Here is a 25066-nt window from a genome sequence, read left to right on the forward strand (position 1 = left end):
CCCTTTTGAATACATCCTGTTGGCGACGTTATGACAGACAAGACTTTACTCGATACTGCTAATGAGCAGTCCACCTTTGATGACTTTGCATTGAGCGACACGCTAAAGCAAAATCTTGCTGATCTTAATTACACATCGCCGACACCGATTCAGGAAAAAGCCATTCCATTTGTCTTGGACGGCAAAGACATTCTTGCAGGTGCGCAAACAGGTACAGGTAAAACCGCAGCATTTGGTTTGCCTCTGATTCAGAAACTGCTGGATGATCCAAAGCCAAGAGAGGCGGACAGCAAAGTCATTCGCTCCCTTATTCTCACTCCAACGCGTGAGCTCGCGCAGCAAGTGTTTGATAGCTTGGTTCAATACACACAATCGACCGAGCTTAAAGTCGTTGTCGCGTATGGCGGAACCAGTATCGGTGTGCAAACGAAAAACCTGCGTGGCGGTGCGGATATCCTAGTGGCAACACCTGGTCGTCTCCTTGACCACCAACATACACGCAATCTAACACTTGCTGAGTGTGAGTACTTGGTGCTGGATGAAGCAGACCGTATGTTGGATATGGGCTTTATGCCGGATTTGAACCGCATCCTGAAGCGCTTACCAAAAGAGCGTCAAAACATGATGTTCTCGGCAACGTTCGAGCAGCGTATTAAAACTCTCGCACATCGTATTATGGATCAGCCAGTAGAAGTGCAGGTGACGCCAGCAAACTCTACCGCCGATACTGTTAAGCAAATGGTCTACCCAGTCGATAAAAAGCGCAAACACGAGCTACTGGCCTACTTAATAGGTTCACGTAATTGGCAGCAAGTTCTTGTCTTTACCAAAACTAAGCAGGGAAGTGATGCGCTGGCGAAAGAGCTGAAACTTGACGGTATTAAAGCGGTATCGATTAATGGCGACAAAAGCCAAGGTGCGCGCCAAAAAGCGTTGGACGACTTTAAATCTGGCGCTGTGCGCGCATTGATTGCAACCGATGTCGCTGCTCGTGGTTTAGATATCCAGCAGCTTGAGCAAGTCGTGAACTACGAGTTGCCATATAAGGCAGAAGACTACATTCACCGTATTGGCCGTACTGGCCGCGCAGGACAAGCGGGTCTTGCGGTATCTCTGATGAGCCACGATGAGCAGTACCTACTGGAAGCCATCGAGCGCTTGCTGGACACGCGTTTGCCTCAAGAATGGCTAGCGGGATTTGAGCCAAGCCCTGAATCTGAAATCGAACCGGATCGCGCGCCACGTCGACGCGGCCGAGGTGCAGATAAGCGCAAGATGAAAGCCAAGCTGAAAATCCACGCAGGACGCGGTAAGAAGCGCTAAAGAGAACAACAAAGACAAATCTTAGGGTTTGTCTTTGTTGTTTATAGGGTATGTCCAGAGGATGGAAAATCATTTATGCTTTTGTTTCTTATAATAAAGGAGAAAAAGCATGGATGTTTTTGACGTTCTTCACCAGCACCGTTCTATTCGCCAATATCACGATGATCCTATCGCCCCAGAGCTGCTAGATGAAATTCTCCAAGCCGGCGTGCGCGCTTCATCATCCGGCAATATGCAGTCTTATTCGATAATTGTGACTCAAGATAAAGCGCGACGAGAAGCTTTGTATGAGCCTCACATGAAGCAAAACATGGTAGTAGACGCACCTGTGCTTCTCACATTTTGCGCTGATTTTCGCAGAATGCGTAAGTGGTTAAAGCAAAGTGATGCACCGCTCAACTTCGATAATTTTATGAGCTTTATGATCGCAGCCATCGATGCCACTCTAGTTTCACAAAATGTCGCCATTGCTGCAGAGGCAAAAGGGTTGGGGCTTTGCTATATGGGCTCAACGCTGGCCAATTGTGACAAAATAGGTGAGATTTTAGACCTGCCAGAGGGCGTGGTTCCTGTCGTTGGTTATTCATTAGGTTACCCTGCAGAAAACCCAGAAATCCGCGACCGACTTCCAATGGCTGGTTTAGTGCATCACGAGGTATATCAAGATCAGGACGATGCCACGATAGAAGCTATCTACCAACAGCGTGAAATAGACGGGTGGGCACGCTACATGTCATATCCAGACCTCAAGCAGATGATCGAAGAATCCGACGTTGAGAACCTCGCTCAGATATACACAAAACTTAAATACACCCGAGAGTCACACGTGGACTTTTCAAAAAGCGTGTTGAGTTATCTTGAGAAGCAAGGGTTTATGAATCAGTAGTCATTTACCACGTTTCACTTCTCATCATCACTTTAATGATGAGAAGTGGTTCATGTTTTTTAAGCTCGAAAGAGACTTAGTTTTCATAGCCTGTGCGATTCACTACAGTTATTTTAACAACCATTCAACGTAGTCATTTACAAGCGGTTAAAAGCTGTAAGAATCCTTCGTGTTTATCTATTTTTTTGCCCATTTCTTTGAGGGAATGAAATCATGTTGACACTGAGAGTTCGAAGGAAAAAGCAATCTAAAGAAGCAACTTTGGGACAGTTAACGATTGATGGTATTTCTAAAAGTTGGTTTGTTCTAGAACCTGGTGGTCCTGACTCTACAAAGGAGGGGTCGGATAAGAGAATTGTTGCAGCCACGTATTCCATAAAACGTTATTCATCACCGAAGTACCCCAATTCATACGAAGTAATGTCTGTACCAGGAAGAAGCTACATATTATTCCACAAGGGTAATTACCATGAGGAAACTGAGGGGTGCTTTATGCCCGGAAAAACTTGGGGCATGAAAGGTGATAATTACTATGTGGGAAATAGCAAAACTGCGACTGGCGAGGTATTTAAGGTATTAGAACGTCAGGAGAATATACGTGTGGTAATAACAAATGATTTTAGTGAGTAGATGATGATTAGACGAATTGCTTTTTTGGGACTTATTTGGGTTTCCCTGTTGTCCGAAGCCAAAGAACAACGACTAAATATGAGCCTAGAATGGTTTCACGAGAATTATCATCAAATAGAAAATGTACTTTCTCAAAAAAGTAGCTTTGAGCTGGTTCCCGTAGCAAGTACATTAACGGAAATATGGTTGCGGCGAGATGGTGGGTTAACTGCGGAGGTCTCACAACCAATTGTTGTCGCGTTGATCTATCATCCAAACGTAATGCTACCCATGCTAGTAGAGCATCCAAAGTCTTTTTCACGATGGTTAGATGATCTCGATGGGGTTGTGTTCACGGACTACTCGGGAGAGCAATATGAAGAGCTAACCCATTTACACCTTAGTCTAGAACAATCAATGGAAAACTATATTGGTAGTGGTGATTTACCATATAAAGCTGAAGCACAGGAGATTCTAAAGATTGTCAAAGCGACAAAAGTACGTGAGATTGACTGAGATATCAGCTGTTGGATATGCGAGAAAGGCAAAGTTTGAATGAGTGGCGCTTTTTTAGTGACTATGTCTTTAGCCTACGCATCTAGTACGTTACCTGATTGCGACTCACCACAATCATGGGCGGCGACTATGGCTTATGTCCAACTTACTAATAGCGATATTAATCTGAAGGAAAAAATTAATCCGAATTCGACTGTAGTAACTCTCCTAGCATCGGAAAAAATTGGGGAAGATATTTATCGTCAGATACATCATGTAGACTTCAAATTGCATACGGGGGAGGTAATCACTGTAATTACTTCTAACGAAGCAACTAGCGAAGAGTGTTCGTACAGCGGAGTGGATGTATACGAAGTTAAAAGCAAATACAGCTCTGAATGATTTTAGTCAGTGATGATTAGAGCTACTCTTAACATCGGGTGTACTTTCTAGCATCTAAATCTAACAGGCATGATGTGTTTAGCATTAGCAAAAGGTGGCGTTAAAGCTTGTCGCCATCTTGTCCATTACTCACTGTACTTAACTTTACCTACCAATATCCACAATAACCCCAGCATCACAATGGCATACAACATTGCTAGCCCGATAGAAAACAACACAACGACACATAAAATCAATGAAAGTACGGCGAGATTTTTACGCCACCCTGTCAGCAATCGAACGGCACTCCACATCGCAAATAGATAAATAACAACAAAGATGCCGTTGGCTAGGGTAAGGAAGACATCAATATCAATCCCTGACCAATAACCGAATACACATGACACGGTGAGCGTCGCACCAACGATAAGCGTTGCAACTGTCGGCACGCCCTTAACCGAGACACGCGCGGCTGCGCTCTTAGGGCGATATTCTCTTGCCAATGACCAGATCATGCGCGATAAGCTTTGTGTATAAAGATTGATGGTCGCAAAACAGGCGAGAAAGCCCACCATACTGATTAGCCATTTCGCCTGTGCGCCATAAAGCTGCTCGGCAATAAAAGGCACCGAGGCGGTATTCAGCGCCTGTGTACCAAAAGCATGATGCTCAAGAACCACAACAGAGAACGCGTAGTAAACCGCACCTGCTAACAAGCTGCCGACCAATATGGCGATCGGGTAGTCACGCTCTGGTCGTTTAAATTCTTCTCCCATATGAGCAAAGGCTTCGATACCGACAAAACACCAGAACATGACAGCGATAGCTTGAGTGATCGCTGGGGTTTCGATGGCAAAAGCGGTAGAGGGCAGAAAAGCTGAACTTTCAATATCGCTGCTTGTTACGAAGCCGGCCACCAATAGAATAATTCCGATGGCAATGAAGGTCTGAAGACGGCTGGAGGACTTACTGCCCGAAAAGTTAACCACCATGAGCAGTGCCACCACAAACAGCTGTGAAGCAACAGGATGAGATAAGAAGCTAGGCAAAAACTGCTGAGCAAAACCGCCAGCAATCGCGATAGCAGCAGGAACGCCAACAGGGATCACGCTGATAAACAGCAGCGCGATTGCTTTTTCAAGTCTAGATCCAAATGCTTGTCGAACGAAAAACGAAGCGCCCCCGGCGTTAGGGTAGCGTTTCCCCAGAGAGGCAAAGGTAATGGCTATCGGGCAGATAGTGAGAAGCAGTGCACACCACGCCCAGAGTATTTGCTCACCCGCTATGCTGGCAGCGATAGCGGGCACCATAAACAGGCCAGTGCCTAAAAGGGTAGTGGACATCTGTCCTATGCCGCCAAGCAGCGTAATTTCTTGTTTTAATTGCGACATATCTGAATTTTTATTGCTATTTATCGATGATTGAATGACGCTCTAGCTTATTACTCGCCAATAAAATTAACAACTTATTCATCGCTTATGTAGGACACACGTTGCTCTGCTCTGCGGGGCTATTTTGAAGAGTAGAACGCCGCGACGTCACGCAAATCTTGTTCCGTTAAGTTCTGCAACTGCGCCTTCATTAGGGCTGCCATTGCACCAGAGCGTTCATCGTTTAAGTAGGCATTCATCGCATTAAACAAATACAAAGGATCTTGCCCATTCAGATTAGGGTAGCTAGCTTGGCTAGGCGCTCCATTTGGGTTATGGCAAAACACGCAGCTAGGTGCTTTCATCTCGCCGAGCTTGGCATCACCAAATGAGTTTGTGTTTGCTTGGGAAGCGTGTGCCTGAACGGTCAGCAGTGATAGAGATAAAGTAAGGCCAGTAATGGCCATTTTGACAAGTGTGTTCATAAGGACTCACAAAAAACTTAACCTAGGCAATAAGATAAACCTTACCCCTAGGTTAAGCTCAAGCATCAAAGATAGAAATGCGATGTTGATCAGTGTGTTGGCTAAGTTTTTACCCTGGCCTATTGCTGTATACCAAGGTTATTACTTACCAAATCTTTGTTAGACCAATGCTGACAACTTCTCTAATAACACATCGATATCTTGGCTGGAGATGTCTTTGTGGGTGACAAATCGAACCGGATTACTTGGTGAAATCGTGATGTCTTGCTGAGCAAGTTCTTTGGCAACAGCTTCAATATCTACCGATTCAGCTAACTTGGCAAACACGATGTTGGTTTGAACAAATTCGGCATTCACACCAAATCCTGGGATGGCATTTAAGCCTTCAGCCAGTTTTTTGGCATTGGCATGGTCGGTTGCGAGCTGAGCAACTTGCTCGGTCAGTGCCAGCTTACCCGCTGCCGCCAGAATACCCGCTTGACGCATGCCGCCACCGACCATTTTACGCAGTCGTCGTGCGCGTTCGATGAATGCTTTAGAACCAAGTAGCAAAGAGCCAATCGGTGCGCCAAGTCCTTTCGATAAGCAGATAGTCATAGAGTCAAAATGCTTGGCAATTTTTATTACATCAACGTCTAATGCTACGGCAGCGTTGTAGACACGAGCGCCGTCAAGGTGCAGATTGAGACCGTGCTCATCAACGAATTTTCTCGCGTCAGCAAGGTAGGAAAGAGGCAGAACTTTACCATTGATGGTGTTTTCTAGGCTGAGCAGTTTCGTGCGTGCGAAATGGCTATCGTCTGGCTTAATTGCAGCTTTAAGCTTATCAAAATCTAGTGTCCCGTCTGGGTTGTTTTCAATCGGCTGTGGTTGAATTGAGCCAAGCACTGCAGCACCGCCCGCTTCGTACTTGTAGTTGTGTGCTTGCTGACCACACAGGTATTCATCACCGCGTTGACAGTGTGCCATCAGTCCCAGTAGGTTTGCTTGAGTGCCCGATGTTGTAAATAGCGCCGCTTCAAACCCGTGGCGCTCGGCAGCCCAGGATTCAAGCTCATTGACTGTTGGGTCATCGCCGTACACATCATCGCCAACAGGCGCGCTGGCCATTGCGTCGCGCATGGCTTGGGTGGGTTTAGTGACAGTGTCTGAGCGAAAGTCCATTGAAAATCTCCTAAATGTGTCCGCATAGCGCCGCTTTACTTAAGCAGGCTATGGTTTTTGCGTCGGTAATTTTACCGTCGATAATATGTTGTTGTAATTGTTTGTGTGACATTGTCACAATCTCGATAATTTCATCGTCGTCACACTGGTATTGATCGCTCGGTGTTAACTGTTTGGCGATGAATAAGTGCTGGATTTCGTCGCAAAACCCTGCCAGTGGTGTCACTTGTCCCAATGAAATCATAGTATTAGCAGCGAACCCCGTTTCTTCAATCAACTCTCGGTGAGCGCATTGTGTCGGATCCTCTCCTAGCTCCATAGTGCCTGCAGGTAGCTCCAACAACCATTTCTTAAGCGATGGGCGGTATTGACTAAGCAGCAAAATCTCACCTTCAGCGGTAACAGGTAGTATGACCGCAGCACCTGGATGCTTGATTGTAGTGTGAGTGATGATTTGCTGGTTGGGTAGGGTGACCTGCTCCTCAATGAGTGCAATTGACTTCCATTGGTGAAGGGTTTTGTGAGTCATAAAGCTTCCGTGACTTCGATGTTGAACACCTAATATGAGCATACAAACTATCAAATGTCGATGGGCAAACTTACTGCAATATTTGCTTTTGGAAGCACATCGAAAATGGAAACTCTGATTGTCCCACTGTTTTGATTCAGTAAGTTTCTGTATATCAGAGTGTTCGAGCAGTTTTAGTCGAGGTAAGACAGGCGTGTTAGGGGCAGACGGGTTAAATTTAGCATTGATGGTGGCAGAGTCGGGAATGATCGATTCGGCAGTGCGCGAAATCATGCAACACACTGAGTTAATGGCACTTGGCAACGAAGAAGGTGTCAAGCAAAGCCTCACGGCTTCGATGGCTAAGTGGACCAAGAGCGTCAAACGAAAGCTAGTGAAAACTCAACATACCGACTCCATTCAAGCTGAGCTCAACTTATATCAATATGCGGTATATCTCACAGAGTCAGAGTTCGAGAAAAACCTCGATGATATTTTAACTAAACTGCCACCGGACTCTTCGTTTTACGATAAAGCCCGTCAGCTTGCTGCAACCAAACAGAGCTACCCAAGCTCTTTGTTTGCTAGGCAGTTCTGTACACATTGGTATCAGAGCCTAAAAAGCGCCGTGGAAACTAAGCAGCAAGTGACACTTGATGAGCAAAAGTCCCGCTTTCTAAAGCAGCTCTATCAACGTATTGATACCCTGAAAGACATGGAAAACCTGACTCAGTCTGGTGAGAACACGCAGCTTGGGCGACTTTGGGACTTGGCGGGTGCAGAACTGACCAAACAGGACCGGAAGTCGATTGAACAGACCGCAGACTATCTTGCAAAACACAGTGAACTTAACGCGATAGCGGATAAATTAGGGCGAATGGCGGAAGAAGTGGATGCGCCGGAATTAAATCGCGTTGAGAGCCACGAAGATGTTGTCGTGGAAGAAAAATCAGATTTCGCCACCGATGACATCGTTGGCATTCACACCAGTAACGATATCAATAAGCTGCTACCAAATGAAACCATGTATCTGGCTTATCCAGAGCTTGAAACGGTGTTCTATCAGCATTTGGTCGAGAAACGTTTATTGACCTATAAAGCTGAAGGTAAGCAGCGAACCATCCGTCAATTGCATGCACCAACACAATCACATGGTGAAGCGGTCAAAGAAAAAGGCCCTATGGTGATTGCGGTGGATGTGTCTGGTTCTATGCAGGGCGCACCGGAGAAATCGGCGAAGGCTATGGCTTATGCATTGATGAAGATGGCGGCAGAGCAACAGCGAGCTTGCCATGTGATCTTATTTTCATCAACGTTCATCACCTACGATTTATCGGGCTCAAAGGGGCTGAAAGAAGCGTGCGACTTTCTTTCGTATACTTTTAAAGGAGGAACAGATCTTGCGAAAGTTCTCAACTACGCGGTAGAAACAATGCAAAGTGAGCAGTACAAAAATGCTGACTTACTCGTTATTTCCGACTTCATCGCTCCACAGCAAGAACAAGAAACGATTGAAAATATGCTGTCACTCAAAGGTCGTTATAACCGTTTTCATTCATTGTGCCTGTCTAAATATGGTAACCCAGAGGTGCTGTCACTGTTCGATAGCCAGTGGCGTTACCACCCAAGTCTAATGGGTAAAATTGTCAAAAAGCCGACCGTTGGATTGCATCGCGCCAGACAAGCCTTCTCTCATACTTTTGGCTAATATCGGTAGTATGGCCTACCGTTGTATTCTTCATAATCTAAATAAAATCAACACGATAACTATGAGTTATAAGGCAGGCAAAAAAATATCGCCACTGAAAGATCTTGTAACATAATGATAACAAATGTATAAAATTACAAATGCATTCCAATTTTGTGCACTGAGGTATTGGCATGATTAAGCCCACAGTAGTTTCACACGCTGATAAGGCGTTGCTTTCAGAACGAATTAATAAACTCGCCTCAGCACTTTCCGATGGTGTTTATGAGCGTGAAGAGACCATCAAACTTTGTCTGTTGGCTGCACTTGCTGGAGAAAGTGTTTTTCTTTTGGGACCTCCGGGGATTGCCAAAAGTTTGATAGCGAAGCGCCTTATTCAGGCGTTTGATAACAGCAGTTACTTTGAATACTTAATGACGCGCTTTTCGACGCCAGAAGAGGTGTTTGGGCCGCTGAGTATTCAAGAACTGAAAGATAACGGCCGTTACCTGCGATTAACAGAAGGCTACTTACCTACGGCACAAGTGGTGTTTCTCGATGAGATCTGGAAAGCCGGCCCAGCGATTTTGAATACGCTACTTACTGTCGTGAATGAGAAAACATTCAAAAACGGCAGCGATATTGAAAAAGTGCCAATGCGTCTATTGGTGTCGGCATCTAACGAGTTACCCGATGAAGATAGCGGCTTAGAAGCGCTGTATGATCGTATGTTAGTGCGTATTTTTGTTAACCGTATTCAGAACAAACAAAACTTCAAATCGATGCTGACGGTTGGCACAACCGAAGAAGCTAAGATCCCTGAGGGACTGGCTATTACGGACAGTGAATACCACCAATGGCAGCGTGAGCTCAATGATGTCAAATTGAGCGATGATGTCTTTGAGAAACTCTATCAACTTAAGACGATGCTTGAATCGGCTGCTGAAGAGCACCGTTCTACATTGTCAGAAGCTGATCTTTATGTCTCCGACCGACGCTGGAAAAAAGCGGTCAAGCTTTTAAAAGCCAGCGCGTTTTTTAATGGTCGAGATAGCGTCAATCCTCTTGATTTATTGCTGTTGCAAGACTGTCTGTGGAACAGCCCAGAATCGCTGGAAATTGTGCGTAGCGTAATCAAAGAGTTTGCCCTCAATCATGCTTTTGACCAGCAAGAAGTGTTTCAGCAAATCGAAGAGGGCAAGGAGCAGTTGGCTGATATTCAAGATGAGATTGAAGCCGAATTTGCGATGCCGCTCTCCATGGAGACCACAACAGGGCTGCTTAGAAAAGATGTCTATCAATACGACATCAGCAATGCGAAGTCATACAAAGTGGGACCAGCAACGGATTTGGTGAAACTGGTGTTGTTGCAAAGCAATATGTCAGTGTCTGAAAGTGAGAAAGGGGATAGTCGCTGGGTGTATATCGCTAAAGATGAGCTGAGCCGAGCTATCAAAGAGGGCGGCAGTGAAGTCTATGGTTACGTCAATCAAAATACCCACCTATGCCGTTTAAGACTCGATATCAATGCTTCAAGCCATTTGGTCATCAAGGACATTGCCAATCGTTCTGTACTGGCCACATTGGTCACCAATAGCGGTATTGACGATGGATTGCTGCAAGAGTGGATCACTAAATCAGAGCAGGTGCTGACTCAATTAAAACATGCTGAGCATCATTTGCGTTCGGTGCGTTCAAAATTCCACGGCGCATTGCCTCACGGATTCATTCAGCCTGATATTCCAACGGAAATGGAAATCAGTATTCAAAATGTCACTCAAACGCTCGAGTCAACCAATGCGGAAGCTGAAAAGGCCGTGGCTCGAATTAAAGGACTGCAAACCTTTTTCGCCTAGTATCGCGTAACAGCGCGATAGCGAATTTAAGGGTTAATATATCGAACGGAGGCAGGAATGCTGGGAGCAGATGGGTTAAACCTTGCGTTAATGGTGGCTGAGTCAGGGCTCATTGACTCGGCGGTGAACGACTTGATGGCGCGCTCACAAGTGCTCGCGATTAGTGAAAATCGTGGTATGCGTAGTTCCGTCAAAAACCATCTGCTTAAATGGCGTGGCTCGGTGAAAAAACGTATGACGCGCGTTTGTGAAACCGAGCGCTTCCAACAAGAGCTTACGCTATACCAAGAAGTGATTCATTTGGATGAAGCGACATTTTTCGAACGTATCCCCGAGGTGGTTAAAAAGCTAGAGTGGCACTCTGCATTTTACCTACAAGCGAGAAGGCTTCTGGAAAAAAACAAATCCGTTAATAACCCTATGTTTCCCCGCTATTTCTGTGACCTTTGGTACAAAAGTCTCGCCGATGCCATTAAACAAGCCGAGGTGACGGAACTCGAGGCCAGTAAAGAAAAGTTCTTGGCGGATCTGTACCAGCGTATGGAAACCATTAAGGATATGGACACCGTCACCCAGCAGGGGGATGAAGCAACAATGGGGCGCTTATGGGATATGGCCGCCGCCAAGTTGACCAAAACCGACCTCAAGACCATGCACAGCCATGCTGAATTTCTGAAAAAGAATCATGCGTTAAAACAGATTGCCGAACAACTAGGGCGGATGGCCAGTGAGCAGGACGATCCAGAGCTGAATAAAGCACAAGCGGATAACGTTGAAATGGTCGAAGAACAGAGTGATGAAGCGACGGATGATATTGTCGGCATTCATGAATCAGACGATCTCAATAAACTGTTACCGAACGAAACCATGTTCTTGGCGTATCCAGAGTTAGAGGTGGTGTTCTACAAACACTTGGCTGATAAGCGTTTGATGAACTACAAAACACAAGGCAAATCGAGAACGCTCAAGAAAGTTCGCACTACGGCACCCGACAACAGTAAAGTCGAGCTTGAAAAAGGCCCATTCATCGTTTGTATTGACGCTTCAGGCTCAATGAGCGGCTTTCCAGAGCAGTGCGCCAAAGCGATGGCTTATGCATTAATGCAAATTGCCTTGGCGGAGGAGCGAGAGTGCTATGTGATTCTGTTCTCAACCACTCACATCACTTATGAACTCACCAAACAAGACGGTCTTCGTGAAGCGGCAGACTTTCTTAGTTATTCCTTCCATGGTGGCACCGATCTCGAACCTGTATTAGAAAAATCCATCGACTTAATGCAGGGGGATACCTATAAAAACGCCGACATGGTGGTGATTTCGGATTTCATTGCACCAGAGCAGTCGCAAGAGCTTATGGAAAAAGTCGATGAGCTCAAATCGCGCAAGAACCGCTTTCACGCAATCAACCTGTCAAAATATGGTAACCCGTCGCTGATGAGCATGTTTGACCACTGTTGGTCATATCATCCAACTTTGGTTGGACGATTAATGAAGAAGTGGTGAGGCAGGGTTGTTGATGGTTTTTTGGGATATTCGCTGAATTGTCCATCACATTGGTGGTAAAGTCAGCGAACAAAAAGTTTTTTCGATTTTTTGTTTGACTAATTTTCTCATATCCGTAAAGTATGCCTCGAACACGGCGAGAGAGCTTCTCTAACGTGTTGAAAAGAAAGGCGCCTTGGCAGAGTGGCTATGCAGCGGATTGCAAATCCGTGGACCTCGGTTCGACTCCGGGAGGCGCCTCCATTATTCAGAAGCCCCGACATTATGTCGGGGCTTCGTCGTTTCTGGGCTATGAAACTTTTGTAGTCTCATACACTTGTCGTCAACTTTTCTAGAGTTTTCGATAGCCGCTCATAACTTCAATACTCTCTTCACATTTATTCAGGTCATACATGCTGGGTAAGGATTCGTTGCGCTTCTAATTTAACATCAGAACGACGTTTAAAGCTCCAGAGAGAGTCTCTCTCGGGCTATATTTACTTTCAGTGTTACGTAGAACCTGGGGTTTAGTTCAATGACTGGCGCAGTAGGTGAGTTGAGACGTGGCACACGTTAGTCGTGTTCAAAGGCTGGCAATAATTGCAATTCTTAGAGTGGCTACTTACTCTTGGAAACATTATGCATGGAGGTGATTATGACAGAAGTTCTCGTGGTACTGATTATTTTTGGCGCTATTTTTGGTCGCGGTATGATTCGCACCTTTGCCACGCATAGGGAGAAAATGCGTGTTATCGAACTAGAGAATGCGAGTTCGGAGACTGAGCGAGCAAATAGTGAACTATTGGAGAAAGTTGAACGGCTGTCAGAGCGGGTAGAGGTGCTTGAAAAGATAGTCACAGATGAAAAGTATCAACTGGATCGCAAGATTGCCAACCTGTAGCTTGCTGTAATTATCGACGAATTGTACGTGCTTCATACTGTAAAGTTCGCTATTTAATCACTTGATTCATAAAGTGAAAAATACCTGTTGACGGAAAATCTCAATCCGTTAAAGTACACCTCGTTCTCACGGGGAAGCCCAAGAGAAACAAAATTAAAAGATGGTGTTTACATAGACTAAACGGCATCACAAAGAAATTTGTGTGCCCTGGTGGTGGAATTGGTAGACACAAGGGATTTAAAATCCCTCGACGTTCGCGTTGTGCCGGTTCAAGTCCGGCCCGGGGCACCATCTTACTCTCTTCTAAAGAGATACGTAGTTACCTTAGACTACGGCAATCAAATTAAGGCGCCTTGGCAGAGTGGCTATGCAGCGGATTGCAAATCCGTGGACCTCGGTTCGACTCCGGGAGGCGCCTCCATTCCATTCTATTTTAAATTCTACTCCAATATTTTCCTTTCAGAGCGCTACAATGTTTCGGCTTAACAAGCACGTTTACACTTTGTAAGAGCAAAAGACTTCAATAATTTCCTGTAGTTAACCTAGCTAACAACACTAGTGCTTTACACTCTGTATCAAGTTCAACCTCTCCAAAATAATAATTCCCTTTAAATTAGTAGGTTAACCATTGGCATAAACTATGCTCACTGGCTTCTGACTCTCAAAGCGCAATTAGCAGTATGCGTATTCTTTTGCTCAGAAGGACAGAACGATGAACAACAGTCTATTGCAGCACCTGCCTCGGCAAGGGGTAGTAATCGCACTTGGTATGTTTTTATATGCCAGTCCATCTCATACACAAGCCGCTGGCTGGGACTTTGGCGATGATTATGAACGCCGATGTATGGCGGATGCCTATCTTCTCAAACCAGGAAACTCGTTACCTCAAAATCAACTGAACTGTACCGCAAACGACGTAGAGATCACTAATGTAGTGCCTGTGGGGATCAGCGAATGTACCCCAGGGAAAATTGTAAGCTTTGATGCGGATGTTACCATTCGAACCAACGCGAAAGAGCGCTATGATACAACTTTCTACCTTCCATTAACTCCTGAATCTCCTCAAGTCGTACAGGGAGGCGCGGAAAACTGTAGCATCATTTTGCCAAAACCAGGTGATAGCGGCGCGGATCAAGATGTTGACATTGATGGCGACCAGTGTGGTGACATCGTCAAAACCAACACGGGTGATCAGTATGTGCTGACCAATGAACGTATTAATATGCTCTGTGTAGACAATGATCAAGATGGTCGCGCAGATTTCACGTACTGTGCCGCATGGGACAACATTGAGAGAAATAACTGTACGGTTGAAGATGCTAACTTCTCTACCGGTCAGATCCCAAACACCAAGTCGAAATGTAACTGTGACACCTTCAACATTGACTTGTTTATCAGACCGAATCCACCAGTAATTAACAAACAAGTGGCATCCCCAACCAGTGTTCCAGAGCCTGGTGGTAAATTTGACTATACGTTGAGTTTTAATAACCCTAGCACGGCCTCTTCACTGTTCGTGACTTCGTTGATTGACGAGATTTCCGTAGTTCCTGTGGGTAGTGCGCCAGCTGATTATTCAGTGAATTTACTGTCATCGCCAGTCTCAACACCTACTCAATCTGACCCGGATGGGGTTTACCTAGTAGCGAATACATGTCATGAGCAATCAACGGAAGTTGTGCCTTCCGCTACGTTTAGTTGTGCATTTTCTGTGTATGTTAAAGACGTCGATCTAGATAACACCACCAAAACTGAAGTCTATCGCGATGTTGTTAATGTTGGCTTAGCGGATAAAAACAATGAACCGGTGGGAGATGGTTCGACGTGTCCGACATGGCTAACTTCAGGAAATGGCAGTAATTGTAGTGCGCCCATCGATGTTACCATAACTAACGTGATGCCAAGTGTTAGCATCGTCAAAGAGGGTAATGTGTCTTCGGTGACTGAACCGGGTGGACCAGTGACTTATACCGTAACAGTTACTAACACCTCTGCGTATTTTGACTCTCCAGTGTCAATTGATGCTTTCAGTGACAACTTGTTTGATATTACAGGGGGCACCGGAACCTGTACGACCGGAGGGACGCTCAATGTCGGTGAACAAGCGGTATGTACCTATACCCAAAATATCACGGGCAACTTTGGCGACGAGGCCATTGTAAATACTGCAAGCGTCACGATATCCGACAATGAAGGTGATACGGCAAGTGGCAGTAACTCACATGCCGTTGCGATACTCGATGTTCCGTCCAGTATCTCGCTCACTAAAGAGGCAACACCGAACTCGGTACCAGAAACTGGGGACGATCCGTCAGTTGTTCGGGCTATTGATTATACCTTTACGATCAGTGTAAACAGCTCCGGGGTAGACACTGTTACATTTAGTTCGTTATTGGATGATAAATTTGGTGAGCTTGTCGATGAATGTTTGGTCGGCGGAACGACCAAGTTGAGCGCGTACGTGGCAAATCCAGGGGATGTATTCTCTTGTGTTATCTCTCGTAACCTACAAGGTAACGCTGGAGACAGCCACATTAACAAAGCGGATGTGAAAGGGGTCGATGCCGATGGTCAAAATGTGATGGCGGTTGCCACTGAAACCGTTAACTTCACCGACCTTCCACCAACGATTGACCTTGCCTTTGCACCTCGTATTGTCGTGGTATTGCAAATTAAAAATACCAGTATTGAGGATGTACAGTTAGCAGGATTAACTCTGTTTGATCAAAACGTACTTGAAGCCGACTTGGTCGATGATGGCTTTACCTTCCGAAATGTAGGGGGCGTTTACAACGAAGTTGCTTACCCTGCATGTCAATTGAATCAGACCATTCAGTATGCCGGTTCAGGTAATGATACCTATCTATGTGCGTTTGTTATTGACTTTGTAGCAGGCCTTGATGATGTATCAGCTGTTAACTTCGACGCTAACGCAGGTAATGCTGTGGTAGCAACGGTTAAAGACGAGCAGGGCAATACAGTCAGCGGCAATGTGACGGTTCAACTTGTCACGCAAGAGTAATCGATGACGGTAGAACTTGTCCTTTAAACGCCTTCCAGTTGTCTATTCGATGACTGGAAGGCTTTTTTGTGAACTTCAATAATATAGAATTTTAAAGTTATTTTTTGTAGGAAATAAAGTGTGTTGAAAAATGAGATCTATCTATCTCATTGCAGGATGAATTCTACGCCTGATTTCCTCCACCCCCTCAACTACGCCGTCGACAATAGCGCCTGAATGTTGTGCGCTTGGTTGTGTTTTGTTGGGCTTTTCATGCGCCATGTGTGAAATGTCTCCAATGTGATGGTTATTTTATCCATTTCAATAACTTTAATAACATTTTTCACAGTTTGTTTAGGTTGGCCTTTTTTACGATAGAGACAGGTGAAGTCTTTGATGTGTAAGACGACTCTTTTCCCTCTATAACAAAAGGTTTAGAAAGTGGACAATAAAAAACTAAACATGACAGTGGTTGCTAAAACCCTGATACCGCTGCTCTCTGCAGCGGTTCTAGCGGGCTGTAACTCAAGTAGCAGCGATTCAGGCACGGATGCGGGCGGTAATACTGGTAATATCGAAGGCTTATACAGCCCGGCTGAAAATGAAGTTGTCATTTATTATAAGCGTGATGTAGCAGCACAATCTGGCGACTCTTATGACGGTTGGGGTTTGCACCTTTGGAATGGTGAAGGTTGTGAAAGTACTGATCTTGCGGCGATGAACATTGCCAATGGTGGCACAGCATGGGACGCACCGTTCGCTCATGCTGGAGTGAGTGACACTTATGGCGCGTATTATGTTCTAAAAGTCAACCCTGATGCCTCGGATCCCCATGAGTGTATGAACTTCATTCTTCATAAAGGTGATGAGAAAGCGTTTGGCGGTAACAATCAAAAGGTCGAACTTCGCAATCTTCAAAACAGTGAAAGCAAAGGGATATTTGGCTTCCACGGTAGCAGCAAACTTTACTACGCACCGATTGAAGAACGTCCGGTTGTGATTGACGGTCGATCTGCGCACTGGATTGATGCAGACACGATTGCTTGGGAAGCGGCGGCAAGCGCAAGCAAAGTGGCACTGTACCACAGCAAAACAGGTGGTATTGAGCTGGATGAAGACAAGAACATTTCTGGCGGTGAAAAGCTTGAGCTTTCCATTGGCGGCGATCTCTCCGATGAGCAGAAAGAGCGCTTTAAATACCTAGCAAGCTTAAAAACGGTAACGAATAACTTCACCGATGAAGAGATCCACAATCTACTTAAAGGCCAAGTAGTTCTTGTTGCTTATAACAGCAACGATGACATTATGGCTGCCACTGAAATCCAATCAGCGGGTGCACTAGACGCTATCTACGCTTCAGAAGAAGCAGGTAATGCGATGTCTGAAACGCTTGGTGCAGTCGTTGAAGGTAGCTCAGCAACATTCAAGCTTTGGGCGCCAACGGCGCAGAAAGTCGCGCTTGAAATCTATGACGAAGACAAGAAGCTCGAGCAAACGATCGACATGGACGAAAACACAGACAATGGTGTTTGGTCAAGCGATCCGGTTTCTGGCGCTGTAGGTAAATTCTATCGCTATCACGTAACGGTTTATCATCCAACAACGGGTAAAGTAGAAGAACGTCTAGTCACCGACCCGTACTCGCTAAGTGTGTCAGCCAATTCTCGTTATTCACATGTTGTAGACCTTAGTGATCCTGCTTTAGCTCCTACTAATTGGGGTGGTGAGTTTGAAAGCCCGACGAGTAAAGACATCGATCATGTACTTTACGAGTCTCACATCCGTGACTTTAGTTTTAGTGATACGACTGGTACGACGGCCAGTAATGGTAAGTACCTTGCGTTCACAGAAGCGGAACGTGAATCAGTGAAACACCTTCAAGCACTAAAAGATGCTGGTATGACTACGCTGCATGTATTGCCAGCATTTGATATTGCAACAGTGGACGAAGTTAATCGAGTCGATATTACAGACACTGTTGGCGACCTTTGTGACGCTAAATCTGACGCGGCAATTTGTGCGACAGGTAACATGGGTGACACCATCGAGTCTGTACTAGAGGGGTATGATAGCTCAACCGGTGATGCTCAAGCGCTGATGAATGATCTTCGCATGCTTGATAGCTTTAACTGGGGTTACGATCCGTTCCACTACACAGTGCCAGAAGGCAGTTACGCAAGTGATGCGGATGGCTCAGCTCGTATTAAAGAGTTCCGTGAAATGGTGCAAGCGACTCATGACATGGGTCTGAAATTTGTCATGGATGTTGTGTACAACCACACCAATGCGTCTGGTGTAAACGACAAATCAGTTCTGGATAAAATCGTCCCTGGATACTACCACCGTTTGAACATCAACACGGGTGATGTAGAAATGTCGACGTGCTGTGACAATACAGCAACAGAAAACCTAATGATGGGTAAACTGATGGTCGACTCTCTCAAAGTATGGGCGAACGACTATAACGTTGACGGCTTCCGTTTTGACCTTATGGGGCATCAACCAAAAGCGCTCATGGTAGAGGCACTAGCAGAGGTCAAGAAAATCGACCCTGACACTATCTTCTACGGTGAAGGTTGGGACTTCGGTGAAGTAGCAAACCACGCGCGTTTTGAACAAGCAACACAGATTGCGATGGCGGGAACAGGTATCGGTACCTTCTCAGATCGTCTACGTGACGCGGTGCGCGGTGGTAGCCCGTTTGATGGCGGTGAAGATCAAGATGGTCGTCGCTCACTTAAGTACAACCAGGGCTTTGGTAATGCAGCTTACATGAATGATGAGGTTGAGGACTCTGCTGCAACCACTAAGGCGATGCTTCATAACCAAGACCTAGTGCGTTTGGGGATGGCAGGCAACCTAGCGACTTACGTTCTACTTGATTCTGAAGGCAACACCACTCTGGGTAAGAACGTTGATTACAATGGTGCGCCAGCAGGTTACACAAAGCAGCCATCAGAAAACATTTCTTATGTGTCTAAGCACGATAACCAAACCCTGTGGGATAACAACGCTTACAAGATTGCGTCAGGTACATCGTCGGCAGAGCGCGCGCGCATGCAAACAGTCTCTCTGTCTACTGTGATGATGGGTCAAGGTATTCCGTTTATCCACATGGGCTCTGAGCTACTTCGTTCTAAGTCAATGCAGCGTGACTCATACGATTCTGGTGACTGGTATAACCGCGTTCGTTTTGACGGTTCAGACAATAACTGGAACGTTGGTCTACCGCGTGAAGACAAAGATGGCGCAAACTGGAAGTTGATCAAAGAGATCATTGCAGACTCAACGGCTAAGCCAGATGCAGACGATATCGAACTGTCTAAGCAGCAGTTCATGGAGCTACTTACTATCCGTAACGACAGTGAACTGTTCCGCCTAGCGACTGCAGCTGAAATTAAGAACCGTGTCGATTTCCGTAATGTTGGCGCAGACCAAACTCAAGGTCTGATTGTCATGACGATTGACGATGGCACCAGTGCTGGTGGTGATGTCGATAGCAAGTATGATGCGATTGTTGTTGTGATTAACTCAACGGCTACAACTCAAGACTTCACTATCGAAGATACTGCCGGGTTTGTTCTGCACGATGTTCAGAAAGCTTCGGCTGATGATATCGTGAAGACGGCAGAGTTTGCGGATAGCACGTTCACTGTTCCGGCACTAACAACAGCAGTATTTGTGCTGCCACAAAACGGCGCGCAAGGTGCTGGTCTACCGGTAGACATGTCGAACAAAGATGTATCAAACCTACCTCCTTACGGCGAAACTGATGTGTATGTTCGTGGTAGTCTAACGGGTGATAGCTGGCCAGCAATTGATGCGTTCAAGATGAGCTTCGTTGGTAACGGCATCTATACGCTAACAGTTGGGTTGGAAGCGGGCAATCATGAGTTCAAGTTTGCAGATGCTAACTGGTCTACAGCGAACATCGGATGTGATTGGGCTGACCAAGCAAGCGATTCAATCGACCTTGGTACAGCAGGAAACTGTAAGCTAACTGTTGAAACAGCAGGCAAGTACACGTTCACTGTTGATGCGTCTTACATGCAAAACGATACAGCAGACAAACCAGTTGTTTCAGTGGTTGCAGCACCAGATGCGCCAACTTGGGGTGATACTGCACTCTACCTACGTGGTGACGTCACCGACTCCGGTTGGGCGGCGATTGATTCGGCGAAGTTTACTTACGTAGCTAATGATGTTTACGCGCTTGAAGTATCTTTAACTGCAGGTAATTTCGAAATGAAAGTAGCGGACTCTAACTGGTCAGATGCAACTATCTTTGCGCCAGACGCAGAAGGGTTATCAGTTGAGTTTGGCAGCCCTCTAACACTAAGCGTGGGCTCTGGCACTAAGAATTTGGGCGTTGCTATCCCAAGTGCGGGTGACTACCGTTTTGAGGTTAACTTTGCAGACAAGAGTGCGCCAGTGCTTACTGTTACGCAGTTATAATTTGAAGTAATTTCTAACTTAAAAGGCAGCGATATTCGCTGCCTTTTCTTCGTATTGGAGGTAGAGAATAACAGAAGCGGTTAGTCGACAACGACTGCGGTACCACTCGCCGATACCATCAACATTCCATTACCTGTACCTAACACTTCGTAGTCCAAATCCACGCCAACGACTGCATTAGCACCAATATCACTCGCTTTTTGTTCAAGCTCTTTCAAGGCAATTTCACGTGCTCGTTGAAGTTCGCGTTCGTAGGTACCAGAGCGGCCACCCACAATATCACGCAGTCCCGCAAACATGTCTTTAAACACATTGGCTCCGAGAATGGCTTCACCAGCGATGACGCCTTTGTAGCTGACAATTCTTTTGCCTTCAACAGTCTGAGTCGTTGTTACTATCATTGAATGCTCCTATATGCATTGATAGGGTGGTATTCAATACACCATAACAGCTATTTGTGTTTTGGGAAAACTAGTGTGTATGCGCCTTTATAAAACAATAAGTTACCGAACCTATCTTTCTAACTGAGCTTTGATTTTCTCTCTAAGCATTTTATGTGATTCATCATTTAGGAAGCTACGGTGGTAAACCATGTTAAAAGGTATCTTTTGAATTGGAAATGGTGCTTCAAACACCTGCAACCCCATTTTTTCTGCCACCCCTCTCATTCTTTCTGGTATTAAAGAAAGGCAATCACTGTTCATGGTGTACACCATTTGGGAAGCGATAGAGTTGCTGCGATAAACGACGTCTCTGGGTTTAGGATCTACTGTAATCAGGTTTATCAAATCAGAATTGTTTCTTTTGGTCTGTAATGCGATGTGTTGTTCTTCGTAATAGTCCTTGTGAGAAATACCCCCATTAACCCGAGGATGTGTCCCAGAAGCAATGACGAGAATAGGCTCTTCTGATATGACTTCGTAGACCATGGATGCGTCTTGGGCCGTGATGAAGTCAACGGCGATGTCTGCTCTTCGAGTTCGCAAATCTTCGATAATCTGCTCCTCGCTTTTTGGCGAATCGACTAAAAGCGCATCGATATCTAGGTCATAGACTAGAGTCTCGTTGACGTACACTTTGAACTGTTCTTTTTCTAATGCCTCTTTAACCAAGCGTGCTGCAGGCTCTAGTTTGGACATCATGTGTTCAGCGTAACTTGTCGCTTCAATTCCTCGGCCTTTCTTCACAAACAATTGCTTATCCAGTTGAGTCTCTAACTTTTTAATCTTCTGAGATACCGCCGCTTGGCTGATATCGAGGTCTTCTGATGCTTTAGTAAAGCTCATGTATTCGTAGACTTTCATAAAAGCCTGAAGCAAGTTGTAGTCCATCTTTTAATCCATAAGTTGTGCTTATAACTAGTATAGGGATCGCGTTATCGTTTAGCAAAATGAAAGTATATAGAATTCCCGCATCAACTAATTGAGCTGAACATTAAATACCGGCTTTCATTTCAAGGTGTTTACTATCTCAGATCGTTTGGCATATACAGAACGTTTAAATATACGAGTGGAAGGTTATTTACATGAAAAGAACGCTATTAGCAATTGCGATATCTACATTCTCATTAACTTCAATGGCAAATGATATTTCAGTTACTGAAGAGGATTATGTTGTTGCAGAGTCTGACTGGTATTTCAATGGGGTTCAAAGCAAAGTAGGTGTTAATACTTGGATGCATGACGACCCGGTTTCATTTGATAATCAACAAGTCATTCGTTCGAATCGTGATGTGGTGTATTCCATTGCTATTGTAGATGTGTCTGAAGGCGCTACATTTACTGTTCCAGCTAGTGATGAGTTTCAAATAATCCACATCATCGATGAACATCACTTATTTCACCAAGTAGTGAAGAATGGCGAGTCATTGTATGTAGATTCTGATGATATTAACGGTGACTTTGTTTATCTATTAGCTCGCACTCGTGATAACGGTGATTATGAAGATACTAAGAAACGTCAAGCTCAGCTTAAGTTTGAAGCTAATTCTGCAAAACCTTACCCAAGCAAAGGCTTCAATGCTGATGAAGTCATTAAGTTGCGTGACGAGTTAGTTCGTCGTGTCAATTCGGGTGAGCAGCCTATTGCCGGACATGATGCCTTTGGTAAGACAATGGCAGATGTTAATCCACATAACTACTTATACGCAGCCGCTTACGGTTGGGGTGGATTGCCAATGACGACTGCACAATATGTACCCGTTCAGGTGACGTCGGCGGAATGTCAAACCTGGACAATCAAAAAACCTTCATTGGATTGGAATAACAATGGCTATATGTCAGCGACATTTTATGGCGCAGACGGCTGGATCCATGATGAAGATTTTTACATTTCCCATGAAAGTATGATTGATGAAGGTGACACGTTTAGCTTTACCACAAACTGTGATTCTTCAGCGAGCAATGCAACTGTTGAAGCTGGTGGAAACTTATTGATCCGTATGTATTTGCCTATTGATGCTTGGGAAGTTAAAGCTCAAGCTGATGAAATGTATTCTCTCAAAGGCATCACGAAAAACTAATCTAAATCTATTGATTTAATTGGCATTCGTTTGTAACTAAATGAATGCCAACAAATCACAGTGTTTGAGTTTAATTAAAAGGCAACACTATCGTCAGTGTGGTTAGGATGAATATTAAATTTTTACTACAGGGAAGGATTGTTTCTTTGCTTCTGTTTCGACAAATCTAGTCATGGATAATACATTAAAATATACATGTCTGGTTGGAAGTGGTATTCCCATTTGAAAGTTAACAGAGGTTATACTGTGTTCCATAAAGGATAGTGGAGATAAAATGATAACAAAAAAGTAGTGGAGGATTAGTACCTAAATATCCTATGAAACTACTGCGGCTAACCCGACGTTAACCGGGTTAATAATTAAAATAGCTTTACTATTGATATTTGATACATAATTAATTTGAGACTTGAAAATGAAAAAAACTATCCTTGCTACAATTATTTCTTCGGTTTCGTTTGGAGCGATGGCAGATATAGTTACAGATACTAGACATAATACACAAAAAGTTGCTCTAGCAGCTCAAGCTGAAAATGAAAACGTGAGTGAGTATATTTTGGCTGGTATTCTTCGCGACTCTTCTGCTCAGCAAGCTGCGGCAGCTGCTATTACTCAAGATATTAAAGATGGCAAGTTCACCCACGCTCAGCTGCAAGCTGCTCGCGAGGTTTCACTTAACGCGAACAAGGATGGTTCAAACTCAATGCTAGCATCAGTGGCTATTGATGCAGCGAAGTATAATGGCAACGAACAACTAGCGAATAAAATTTATACTGAAACTCGTAGTTCTGGTGAAGGATATAACTATAAAGATACAGTCCAAGGAAATGCGGACATCGCTGAACGTGAGGCTGTTTGGAAAGGTCAAGAGGTAACGCCCCCTCGTGTTGACGGTACACCGGATAAACCGGATACCCCAAATAAACCTGGTGAGGAAGGTGCACCTATTGAGCCGCCTCATTCAGATCGTCTACCGGGTGGCAAGCCAGATGACAATCACAAGCCAATCATTGATGGTGATGATGGCTCTCAAGTAGCACCACCACGTGGAGACGGTACACCAGATAAACCGGATACTCCAAATAAACCTGGTGAGGAAGGTGCACCTATTGAGCCGCCTCATTCAGATCGTCTACCGGGTGGCAAGCCAGATGACAATCACAAGCCAATCATTGATGGTGATGATGGCTCTCAAGTAGCGCCACCACGTGGGGACGGTACACCAGATAAACCGGATACTCCAAATAAACCTGGTGAGGAAGGTGCACCTATTGAGCCGCCTCATTCAGATCGTCTACCGGGTGGCAAGCCAGATGACAATCACAAGCCAATCATTGATGGTGATGATGGCTCTCAAGTAGCGCCACCACGTGGGGACGGCACACCAGATAAACCGGATACCCCAAATAAACCTGGTGAGGAAGGTGCACCTATTGAGCCGCCTCATTCAGATCGTCTACCGGGTGGCAAGCCAGATGACAATCACAAGCCAATCATTGATGGTGACAATGGCTCTCCTGTGCCTCCTTCTGTGGGTACACCGGATTTGCCAGTTCGAGATGCTATTAATGAACAGATTGAGTCTACACGAACAAGCTATCAAAATGATTTAGCTGTAACAAATGAACGTATTGACAACCTAGAGGCAGCGTTTGAACAACAAGCGCATCAACTCAACGAGCTTGATGAGCGTATGGACGGTGTGACGGCATCTATGCACGCTATTACCAACGCGCGTCCTTTTGTTCAAGAAGGTGAATTCGCAATGGGTGCTGGTGTCGGGTTCGCGGGTAGCAAAGAAGCATTAGCGCTCGGTGGTGCCATGGGATTGACAGACAACCTTTCAGCCTCATTTACTGTCAACTATGAAACCTCTGGTACTTACTCGAGCTCTCAAGTCTCTGGTGGCGCAGGTCTTCAATATACGTTTAAGTAGTTAACTAGC

General features: G+C 45.2%; 18 protein-coding genes and 3 tRNA genes. 15 read left to right on the forward strand and 6 right to left on the reverse strand.

The window, feature by feature from the left end:
- Positions 1-30 precede the first annotated feature (30 nt).
- The 4 genes from AAA946_RS18480 (at position 31) to AAA946_RS18495 (ending at position 3334) form a co-directional block, all read left to right on the forward strand.
- Positions 31-1323: a DEAD/DEAH box helicase gene (locus tag AAA946_RS18480; protein ID WP_338166247.1), complete on the forward strand. Its 1293-nt coding sequence runs from the start codon at positions 31-33 to the stop codon at positions 1321-1323.
- A 109-nt stretch (positions 1324-1432) separates the two neighbouring features.
- Positions 1433-2209 (forward strand): nitroreductase family protein, encoded by a 777-nt coding sequence (locus tag AAA946_RS18485; RefSeq protein WP_338166248.1) that lies wholly within the window; start codon positions 1433-1435, stop codon positions 2207-2209.
- A gap of 213 nt (positions 2210-2422) precedes the next feature.
- A complete protein-coding gene (locus tag AAA946_RS18490) occupies positions 2423-2839 on the forward strand; it encodes a DUF5675 family protein (protein ID WP_338166249.1) in 417 nt (138 codons plus the stop codon).
- A complete protein-coding gene (locus tag AAA946_RS18495) occupies positions 2840-3334 on the forward strand; it encodes a hypothetical protein (protein WP_338166250.1) in 495 nt (164 codons plus the stop codon).
- A 506-nt stretch (positions 3335-3840) separates the two neighbouring features.
- Here the strand turns inward: AAA946_RS18495 and yjeH are convergent.
- The 4 genes from yjeH to AAA946_RS18515 all read right to left on the reverse strand — a co-directional run bounded on the left by yjeH (position 3841) and on the right by AAA946_RS18515 (position 7242).
- Entirely contained in the window at positions 3841-5085 is a 1245-nt protein-coding gene (gene yjeH, locus AAA946_RS18500; RefSeq protein WP_338166251.1) for an L-methionine/branched-chain amino acid transporter, read from the reverse strand.
- A 119-nt stretch (positions 5086-5204) separates the two neighbouring features.
- Complete coding sequence (locus AAA946_RS18505) at positions 5205-5549, reverse strand: c-type cytochrome (protein ID WP_338166252.1); 345 nt, start codon at positions 5547-5549, stop codon at positions 5205-5207.
- Positions 5550-5708: 159 nt separating this feature from the next.
- Positions 5709-6713, reverse strand: a complete 1005-nt coding sequence (gene ltaE / locus AAA946_RS18510; RefSeq protein WP_338166253.1) for a low-specificity L-threonine aldolase — start codon at positions 6711-6713, stop codon at positions 5709-5711.
- 10 nt (positions 6714-6723) lie between these two features.
- Positions 6724-7242: an NUDIX hydrolase gene (locus AAA946_RS18515; RefSeq protein WP_338166254.1), complete on the reverse strand. Its 519-nt coding sequence runs from the start codon at positions 7240-7242 to the stop codon at positions 6724-6726.
- 193 nt (positions 7243-7435) lie between these two features.
- On the opposite strand from AAA946_RS18515, the gene viaA (AAA946_RS18520) reads away from it, so the two are divergent.
- The 9 genes from viaA (AAA946_RS18520) to pulA all read left to right on the forward strand — a co-directional run bounded on the left by viaA (AAA946_RS18520) (position 7436) and on the right by pulA (position 20603).
- Entirely contained in the window at positions 7436-8929 is a 1494-nt protein-coding gene (gene viaA, locus AAA946_RS18520) for an ATPase RavA stimulator ViaA (RefSeq protein WP_338166255.1), read from the forward strand.
- Positions 8930-9102: 173 nt separating this feature from the next.
- Positions 9103-10764, forward strand: a complete 1662-nt coding sequence (locus AAA946_RS18525) for an ATPase RavA domain-containing protein (RefSeq protein WP_338166256.1) — start codon at positions 9103-9105, stop codon at positions 10762-10764.
- A gap of 57 nt (positions 10765-10821) precedes the next feature.
- Positions 10822-12267, forward strand: coding sequence for an ATPase RavA stimulator ViaA (gene viaA, locus AAA946_RS18530; RefSeq protein WP_338166257.1), 1446 nt, complete (start codon positions 10822-10824; stop codon positions 12265-12267).
- Positions 12268-12436: 169 nt separating this feature from the next.
- Positions 12437-12510: transfer RNA gene (locus AAA946_RS18535), tRNA-Cys, on the forward strand.
- Between the two features lie 391 nt (positions 12511-12901).
- The gene (locus AAA946_RS18540) at positions 12902-13147 is read left to right on the forward strand and encodes a nitrite reductase (RefSeq protein WP_338166258.1); all 246 of its coding nucleotides are present in this window, start codon (positions 12902-12904) and stop codon (positions 13145-13147) included.
- Between the two features lie 204 nt (positions 13148-13351).
- Positions 13352-13438 (forward strand) — tRNA-Leu (locus AAA946_RS18545).
- A gap of 56 nt (positions 13439-13494) precedes the next feature.
- Positions 13495-13568 (forward strand) — tRNA-Cys (locus tag AAA946_RS18550).
- A gap of 291 nt (positions 13569-13859) precedes the next feature.
- Positions 13860-16169 (forward strand): DUF7507 domain-containing protein, encoded by a 2310-nt coding sequence (locus AAA946_RS18555; protein ID WP_338166259.1) that lies wholly within the window; start codon positions 13860-13862, stop codon positions 16167-16169.
- 420 nt (positions 16170-16589) lie between these two features.
- The gene (gene pulA / locus AAA946_RS18560) at positions 16590-20603 is read left to right on the forward strand and encodes a pullulanase-type alpha-1,6-glucosidase (RefSeq protein WP_338166260.1); all 4014 of its coding nucleotides are present in this window, start codon (positions 16590-16592) and stop codon (positions 20601-20603) included.
- Positions 20604-20683: 80 nt separating this feature from the next.
- Here pulA and AAA946_RS18565 read toward each other — a convergent pair whose 3' ends face one another.
- Positions 20684-21004: a heavy metal-binding domain-containing protein gene (locus tag AAA946_RS18565; RefSeq protein ID WP_112462795.1), complete on the reverse strand. Its 321-nt coding sequence runs from the start codon at positions 21002-21004 to the stop codon at positions 20684-20686.
- A gap of 111 nt (positions 21005-21115) precedes the next feature.
- Positions 21116-21934 (reverse strand): LysR family transcriptional regulator, encoded by an 819-nt coding sequence (locus AAA946_RS18570; protein ID WP_338166261.1) that lies wholly within the window; start codon positions 21932-21934, stop codon positions 21116-21118.
- Between the two features lie 194 nt (positions 21935-22128).
- Here AAA946_RS18570 and AAA946_RS18575 point away from each other — a divergent pair, with 194 nt between their 5' ends.
- Both AAA946_RS18575 and AAA946_RS18580 read left to right on the forward strand, forming a co-directional pair.
- Positions 22129-23124 carry a hypothetical protein gene (locus AAA946_RS18575; RefSeq protein WP_338166262.1) on the forward strand — a complete coding sequence of 332 codons (996 nt, stop codon included), beginning with the start codon at positions 22129-22131 and terminating at the stop codon, positions 23122-23124.
- 412 nt (positions 23125-23536) lie between these two features.
- Complete coding sequence (locus tag AAA946_RS18580; protein ID WP_338166263.1) at positions 23537-25057, forward strand: YadA C-terminal domain-containing protein; 1521 nt, start codon at positions 23537-23539, stop codon at positions 25055-25057.
- Positions 25058-25066: the final 9 nt, after the last annotated feature.

The sequence above is a fragment of the Vibrio sp. 10N genome (genome assembly GCF_036245475.1).
In the GTDB taxonomy this organism is placed as follows: domain Bacteria; phylum Pseudomonadota; class Gammaproteobacteria; order Enterobacterales; family Vibrionaceae; genus Vibrio.

Coding starts and splice junctions, on each gene's coding strand:
- AAA946_RS18480 (WP_338166247.1), top strand. CDS start 31: ATGACAGACAAGACTTTACTCGATACTGCTAATGAGCAGTCCACCTTT.
- AAA946_RS18485 (WP_338166248.1), top strand. CDS start 1,433: ATGGATGTTTTTGACGTTCTTCACCAGCACCGTTCTATTCGCCAATAT.
- AAA946_RS18490 (WP_338166249.1), top strand. CDS start 2,423: ATGTTGACACTGAGAGTTCGAAGGAAAAAGCAATCTAAAGAAGCAACT.
- AAA946_RS18495 (WP_338166250.1), top strand. CDS start 2,840: ATGATGATTAGACGAATTGCTTTTTTGGGACTTATTTGGGTTTCCCTG.
- yjeH (WP_338166251.1), bottom strand. CDS start 5,085: ATGTCGCAATTAAAACAAGAAATTACGCTGCTTGGCGGCATAGGACAG.
- AAA946_RS18505 (WP_338166252.1), bottom strand. CDS start 5,549: ATGAACACACTTGTCAAAATGGCCATTACTGGCCTTACTTTATCTCTA.
- ltaE (WP_338166253.1), bottom strand. CDS start 6,713: ATGGACTTTCGCTCAGACACTGTCACTAAACCCACCCAAGCCATGCGC.
- AAA946_RS18515 (WP_338166254.1), bottom strand. CDS start 7,242: ATGACTCACAAAACCCTTCACCAATGGAAGTCAATTGCACTCATTGAG.
- AAA946_RS18525 (WP_338166256.1), top strand. CDS start 9,103: ATGATTAAGCCCACAGTAGTTTCACACGCTGATAAGGCGTTGCTTTCA.
- viaA (WP_338166257.1), top strand. CDS start 10,822: ATGCTGGGAGCAGATGGGTTAAACCTTGCGTTAATGGTGGCTGAGTCA.
- AAA946_RS18540 (WP_338166258.1), top strand. CDS start 12,902: ATGACAGAAGTTCTCGTGGTACTGATTATTTTTGGCGCTATTTTTGGT.
- AAA946_RS18555 (WP_338166259.1), top strand. CDS start 13,860: ATGAACAACAGTCTATTGCAGCACCTGCCTCGGCAAGGGGTAGTAATC.
- AAA946_RS18565 (WP_112462795.1), bottom strand. CDS start 21,004: ATGATAGTAACAACGACTCAGACTGTTGAAGGCAAAAGAATTGTCAGC.
- AAA946_RS18570 (WP_338166261.1), bottom strand. CDS start 21,934: ATGGACTACAACTTGCTTCAGGCTTTTATGAAAGTCTACGAATACATG.
- AAA946_RS18575 (WP_338166262.1), top strand. CDS start 22,129: ATGAAAAGAACGCTATTAGCAATTGCGATATCTACATTCTCATTAACT.
- AAA946_RS18580 (WP_338166263.1), top strand. CDS start 23,537: ATGAAAAAAACTATCCTTGCTACAATTATTTCTTCGGTTTCGTTTGGA.